Source organism: Deltaproteobacteria bacterium (assembly GCA_009930495.1).
In the GTDB taxonomy this organism is placed as follows: domain Bacteria; phylum Desulfobacterota; class Desulfovibrionia; order Desulfovibrionales; family Desulfomicrobiaceae; genus Desulfomicrobium.
In genome coordinates, this window is the sequence record RZYB01000154.1 from 1 (window position 1) to 6,303 (window position 6,303).

A 6,303-nucleotide genomic window follows, 5' to 3' on the forward strand; every position below is an offset into this window, starting at 1 on the left:
GATCGGCTTCCAGCTCGCGAGCCCCGCCCCGGGCATGAACCAGCTCGCGGCGCCGACCCACCGCTTCCGCCTCGACGCCATCACACCGCGCCAACCTGTTCGTTTCATGCGGAAGTGTCACCGCAACCAAGGAGAACCTGTGCAGATTTACACGGAAAATCAACGCCGTCTGGCGAAAACCATTGAAAAGCAGGCCACCCGCTCGGCCTGGACGGACTGGACCTGGCACGTCCGCAACAGCATTCGGAGCATCGACGAGGTCGAACGCCTGCTCGGTATCCGCTTTCCCGACCAGGAACGCGCCGACCTCAAACGCACGGTGGACACCTTTCCCCTGGCCATCACGCCGTATTATTTGTCCCTCGTCGACGCGGCCGACTACCGCAACGACCCAATTTTCCTTCAGGCCTTTCCCTCGGTCCACGAACTGCGCATCGAACGCCACGACATGGCCGATCCGCTGCACGAGGACGAAGACTCTCCCGTGCCCGGCCTGACCCATCGCTACCCGGACCGGGTACTGCTTCATGTCAGCAACACCTGCGCCATGTACTGCCGCCACTGCACGCGCAAACGCAAGGTCGGCGACCGTGACTCCATCCCCAGTCGGGACGAGTTGCGCCAGGGCATCGCGTATATCCGTGACACCCCGCAAATTCGGGATGTCCTGCTCTCCGGCGGCGACCCCTTTCTCCTGTCCGACGACATGCTCGACTGGTTGCTGACCGAAATCACGGCCATCGACCACGTGGAAGTGGTGCGCATCGGCACGCGCACGCCCGTGGTTCTGCCTTACCGGATCACGGACGAGCTCGTGGCCATGCTCAAAAAGCATCACCCCCTCTGGATCAACACCCATTTCAACCATCCGGCCGAGGTCACGGCATCTTCCAGGCAGGCCCTGGCCAAGCTGGCCGACGCCGGCATCCCCCTGGGCAACCAGAGCGTGCTTCTGGCCGGCGTGAACGACTGCCCGCGCCTGATCAAGGTGCTGAACCACAAACTGGTCCGCAACCGGGTCCGGCCCTATTACCTGTACCAGTGCGACCTGTCCGAGGGGCTGAGCCATTTCCGCACGCCCATCGGCAAGGGCATCGAAATCATGGAAAGCCTGCGCGGCCATACCAGCGGTTTCGCCGTGCCGACCTTTGTGGTCGACGCGCCGGGCGGCGGCGGAAAAATCCCGCTCATGCCCAACTACATCCTGTCCTGGACCACGAACAAGGTCGTGTTGCGCAATTACGAGGGCGTCATCACCACCTACCACGAACCCGAGCACTACGAATCGACCTACTGCGACCGTGAGTGCGCCACCTGCTCCCTGCAACTGCGCGAGGCCGACGCCGAGGAACGGGCCGTGGGCATCGAGCGACTGCTGGTCGATTGGGACGAGACCCTGAGTTTGACACCGGAGGACAACGAACGCATGGAGAGGCGCACCGATGCGGCCTGATACCCTGATCTCCATGCCCGGCGCGACACTTCAGCACGGTCCTGCCAGTGACCGCGTCTATCTCATGAAACTGAGCAGCGTCGACGCGACGCGCATCATCCGCTTCATGGACCGCCTGGCCACGGCCAATGGCTATTCCAAGCTCTTCGCCAAGGTTCCAGGGGCGGCCGAATCCCGGTTCACGGCCAAGGGCTTCCGTGTCGAAGCGCGGGTTCCGGCCATGTATGGCGGCCGGGAGGATGGGTGTTTCATGGCCAAATATCCCGATCAAAAACGGTCCCGCATCGCGGACCCGCAGCGGGTGCGCAACGTTCTGGACACCGCCCTGCGCCAGGAGCCGCGATCATCGTCCCCGACCCCGCCGCCCGGCTGGACCTGCCGACGCATGGCCGAAGCCGATGTTGACGACATGGCCACGCTCTACCGTCTTGTCTTTGAAACCTACCCCTTTCCCATTCACGATCCGGACTACCTGCGCTCGACAATGCGCGCGTCCGTGCGCTACTTCGGGATGCTCGACGACCAGGGGCGCGTGGTGGCCCTGGCGTCGGCGGAAATGGACACCGACGGCAAGAACGCGGAAATGACGGATTTCGCCACCCAGGAAGACTGCCGGGGCAAGGGACTGGCCAGCGCGCTTTTGGCGCGCATGGAACGCGACATGGCCCAGGCCGGCATCCGCACCGCCTTCACCATCGCCCGGGCCCACGCCACGGGCATGAATGTCGTTTTCTCCCGGCAGGGCTACACCTTCGCCGGCACCCTGCCCAACAACACCCAGATCAAGGGCGATCTGGAGAGCATGAATGTTTGGTATAAATACCTCGACACAGACGACAAAACACAAACGGTTTGATCTTACCTACTCCGTCCGGTGGAACCTGCTGCTGATCACCACCGGCGCGGTCCTGTATTCCTTCGCCATGAAGGCCGTGGCCCTGCCCCAGCAGTTCATACCGGGCGGCTTCTTCGGCGTGGGGTCGATCATCTATTACGCCACGGGCTGGCTCACGCCGGGCATTCTCTTCTTTCTCCTGAACCTGCCCGCCTTTGTCCTGGGCTGGACCAAGCTCAGTCCGCGCTTCGTCCTGTACAGCCTCTACGCCATGGTGGCCACGTCGGTCAGCTACGAGCTGATCGACGCCACCCTGGACATCCACGAGCAACTCCACGCGGCCGTGGCCTGCGGCGTGCTCAACGGTTTTGGCGGCGGGCTCATCCTGCGTTCCCTGGGCTCGGGCGGTGGCCTTGACATCATCGCGGTCTGGCTCTTCCAGAACTTCAACATCGGTGTCGGCAAGGTCTACTTCGCCTTCAACGCCGCCCTGTATCTGTTCTGTCTGGCCATCATGCCCATCGATCAGGTCATCGTGTCCCTGATCATGGTCTTCATTTCCTCGGTCGTGGTCGAGCACACCCTGTCCCTGTTCTCGCAGCGCAAGGTGGTCTTCATCGTTTCCGACCATTCCGACGCCATTGCCCAGACAATCCTGGAGTCCATGAAGCAAAGCGCCACGTTTTTGCGGGGCATGGGCGCCTTCAGCAAGCGCGAAAAAAACGTCCTTTTGACCGTGGTCAACAATATCCAGCTCAAACGGCTGGAAGAAATCACGTTCTCCCATGACCCCCAGGCCCTGTTCATCGTCGAGAACACGTTTACCGTGCTCGGTTCGAGCTTTTCCAAACGCAAGATCTACTGATCCGACGCATCGCCATTAAAAAGCGGCCGCCCACCATGGACGGCCGTTTTTTACGTGAACCCAGGTTCGTCTATTTCGACACGTCGGCCGGGTTCAGACCCAGCGCCCGGGCCATGCCCGCGCCCCAGGCCGGGTCGGCCTTGCGGCAGTTGCCATGGAAAGCGCACCCACGCCTCGATCCCGTGACAAAAAATCGATTGTATCCTATCCACCAAGGCAATGCTGAAAAAGAAATCCTTCACGGGCCGTGCGCCCCGAGAAACGGAGGCCATGATCATGATCGATATCTCTTCCGCTCCCCCGTCGGACACGGACGCCACGGACACCGGAGCCTCCATTCCGCCCGAAGGTTTTCTGACCACGACCTCCGACACCGCCACGGCCATCGATTTCGTGCACCACATTTTGCTCGAGCAGTCCCGAGACGGCATCGTCATTCTCAAAGAGGACGGGAGCGTGCACGAGGCCAACGCCACATTCGCCGCCATGCTCGGCTATACGCCCGAGGAAGTGCCCGGCCTGCATGTCTGGGATTGGGAGGCCGTGGTCACGCGGGAAGGACTGGAAGGCATGATCCGCGATGTCACGCGCCACGGCGACATGTTCGAGACCCGCCACCGGCGCAAGGACGGCACCCTCGTCGACGTGGAAATCACGACCAACGCCGCCTCGTTCCAGGGGCACAAATATATCTTCTGCATTTGTCGGGACATCACCGCGCGCAAGGCCGTCGAGGCGGCCCTGGTCCACTCCCACGATCTGATGCGCTACATCATCGAACACAGCCGCAGCGCCATTGCCGTCCACGACAAGGACATGAACTACATCTATGTCAGCCAGCGCTACCTACGCGATTACCGTGTCGCGGCCGAGGACATTGTCGGGCGCAATCATTACGAAATTTTTCCGGACCTCCCCGAGAAATGGCGAAAGGTCCACCGCCGGGCCCTGGCCGGGGAAGTCGTCAGCGCCGAGGACGACCCCTGCGTGCGCCAGGACGGGGTCGTGGACTGGACCCGCTGGGAATGTCGCCCCTGGTATCAGGCCGATGGCTCCATCGGCGGCGTTGTCGTCTACACCGAGGTCATCAATGCCCAGAAAGAGGCCGAGGCCACCCTGCTCAAGGCCAAGCGGCAGGCCGAGGCGGCCAGCAAGGCCAAATCCACGTTTCTGGCCAACATGAGCCACGAGCTGCGCACCCCCATCAACGGCATCATGGGCATGATGCAGCTGCTACAGACCACGGACCTGAACACGGAACAGGCCGAATATGTGTCCATGGCCTTCAAGGCCGTGCGACGCCTGACCAATCTGCTGGGAGACATCTTGGACCTGTCCAAGGTCGAAGCCGGAAAAATGGAACTACGCCAGGACGTCTTCAGGCTCGACGACGTGACCGCGTCGATCCTGGAACTCTTCAGGATTTCCGCCCGTGAAAAAGGCCTGGACCTGCAGTGCCTCAAGGCCCAGGATCTGCCCGGTGAACTCGTGGGAGATGTCGTCCGTCTGCGCCAGATTCTGTTCAATCTGGTGGGCAACGCCATCAAATTCTGCGATTCCGGCACGATCAGCGTTGAATGCCAGCCCGTGCGCGCCCTGGTCGGAAACGAAAGCCGCATCCTCTTCACCGTGCGGGACACGGGCATCGGCATCGCCGAGGACAAAATCAGCGAGCTTTTTCTGCCATTTGTCCAGGTGGACACCTCATACGCCAAAAAACACCAGGGAGCCGGGCTGGGACTGGCCATTGTCCGCAACCTGGTCCAACTCATGCGCGGCTCCCTGGTCATCGACAGCGAGCCCGGACAAGGCACGGCCGTTCACGTCGCCCTGTCTTTCAAGCTCGCCCCGCCAGCCTTGGACAGACGCGCCGCCCCAGCGACCAACATCGCGCCCCGGAAACTGCTCGTCCTCGTTGCCGAGGATGAATCCTGCAACCAACTGGCGACCACGCGGTTGCTGGAAAAACTGGGACACGAGGCGGTTGTCGCCGCCAATGGCCAGGAGGTCCTGGACATGGTGCTGGGCGCGGATTTCGACTGCATCCTGATGGACGTCAACATGCCCCGCGTCAGCGGCCTGGACGCGACCAAAATCATTCGTGAATCCACTGTGTTCGCGGCAAGGAAAGACATCCCGATCATCGCCCTGACCGCCCATGCCATGACTGGCGACCGGGAACGCTTTCTGGCCATGGGCATGGACGACTACATCGCCAAGCCATTGGACGCCGACAGTCTGCGCCGCGTCTTGAACGTCATCGCCACCCAGGAACCGCGCCCAGGCCGACGCCAGCCATGACGGCCTAGCCCGCGGCCAGAACCTCGCCGCGCATGCCCATGATCCAGGAATGAATGTGGTCGCGGCTCTTGCAAAAGGCCTCGACCACGCGGGGATCGTACATGACCCCGGACTGGGTCATGATTTCCCGCTCGGCGTCCTCGAAGGTCATGGCCGCCTTGTACGGACGGTTCTGCAGCATGGCGGACAAACTGTCGGCCACGGCCAGAATCCGCGCGCCCACCGGAATCAAGCTCCCGGCCAGGTGATCGGGATAGCCCGACCCGTCGTAACGCTCGTGGTGGTGGCGGATCATGCGGGCCACCCCGCTCTGCCCGTTCAGCACCTTGACCGGCTTGACGATGGCCTCGCCGATGATCGGATGCCGCTTGATGATGGCGAATTCCTCGCGGGTCAGCGGACCGGGCTTCTGCAAGATGGCGTCGGGAATGCCGATCTTGCCGATATCATGCAGATGGCCGGCCAAATGGATGATCTCGGCCACGTGCGGGGGGAACCCCATGCTCAGGGCCAAAATCTGACTAATGATCGCCACTTCCTCGGAATGGGCGCAGGCCCAATGATCCTTGGCGTCCACGGCGTTTCCCAGGGATTCAGCGAATTGGTGCAGGTTGAGCAACGTACTCGCGGTCATGGCCTTGCGCGGGGAAAGACCCTGGCAGGCATCCGGTGACGAAAACATGAATATCCTTATGGCTACAAGATGCGTCGTCGCGGGACGCGACAAAAATAATAAGTGATCGGCTCATTGACCCGGATGGGGTCGTTGCGGGCCAAGCCTCCGGACATGCCTACTTCCCGCCCAGAGCGACCGAAGACCGACCGGCCGCGCCTTCCTGGCCAGGGCCC

Annotated in this window: 5 protein-coding genes; 4 read left to right on the top strand and 1 reads right to left on the bottom strand. The window is 62.1% G+C overall.

What is annotated here, in order from left to right:
- The first annotated feature begins 139 nt into the window (after positions 1-139).
- From ablA to EOL86_11255, 4 genes are all read left to right on the top strand, one after another.
- The gene (gene ablA / locus EOL86_11240; protein ID NCD26149.1) at positions 140-1,453 is read left to right on the top strand and encodes a lysine 2,3-aminomutase; all 1,314 of its coding nucleotides are present in this window, start codon (positions 140-142) and stop codon (positions 1,451-1,453) included.
- Positions 1,443-2,309 (top strand): putative beta-lysine N-acetyltransferase, encoded by an 867-nt coding sequence (ablB, locus tag EOL86_11245; protein NCD26150.1) that lies wholly within the window; start codon positions 1,443-1,445, stop codon positions 2,307-2,309. The genes ablA and ablB overlap by 11 nt, the downstream gene beginning before the upstream one ends.
- Positions 2,260-3,153, top strand: coding sequence for a YitT family protein (locus tag EOL86_11250; GenBank protein NCD26151.1), 894 nt, complete (start codon positions 2,260-2,262; stop codon positions 3,151-3,153). Before ablB ends, EOL86_11250 begins: the two co-directional genes overlap by 50 nt.
- Before the next feature lie 219 nt (positions 3,154-3,372).
- Positions 3,373-5,454 carry a PAS domain S-box protein gene (locus EOL86_11255; protein ID NCD26152.1) on the top strand — a complete coding sequence of 694 codons (2,082 nt, stop codon included), beginning with the start codon at positions 3,373-3,375 and terminating at the stop codon, positions 5,452-5,454.
- A gap of 4 nt (positions 5,455-5,458) precedes the next feature.
- Here the strand turns inward: EOL86_11255 and EOL86_11260 are convergent, their stop codons facing one another.
- On the bottom strand, positions 5,459-6,136 hold the full coding sequence (locus tag EOL86_11260) for an HD domain-containing protein (GenBank protein NCD26153.1): 678 nt from the start codon (positions 6,134-6,136) through the stop codon (positions 5,459-5,461).
- Positions 6,137-6,303 lie beyond the last annotated feature (167 nt).

Bases quoted from the DNA above. Each gene is read 5' to 3' on its own strand.
- EOL86_11255 (NCD26152.1), top strand. From the start codon at position 3,373: ATGCTGAAAAAGAAATCCTTCACGGGCCGTGCGCCCCGAGAAACGGAG.
- ablB (NCD26150.1), top strand. From the start codon at position 1,443: ATGCGGCCTGATACCCTGATCTCCATGCCCGGCGCGACACTTCAGCAC.
- EOL86_11260 (NCD26153.1), bottom strand. From the start codon at position 6,136: ATGTTTTCGTCACCGGATGCCTGCCAGGGTCTTTCCCCGCGCAAGGCC.
- EOL86_11250 (NCD26151.1), top strand. From the start codon at position 2,260: ATGTTTGGTATAAATACCTCGACACAGACGACAAAACACAAACGGTTT.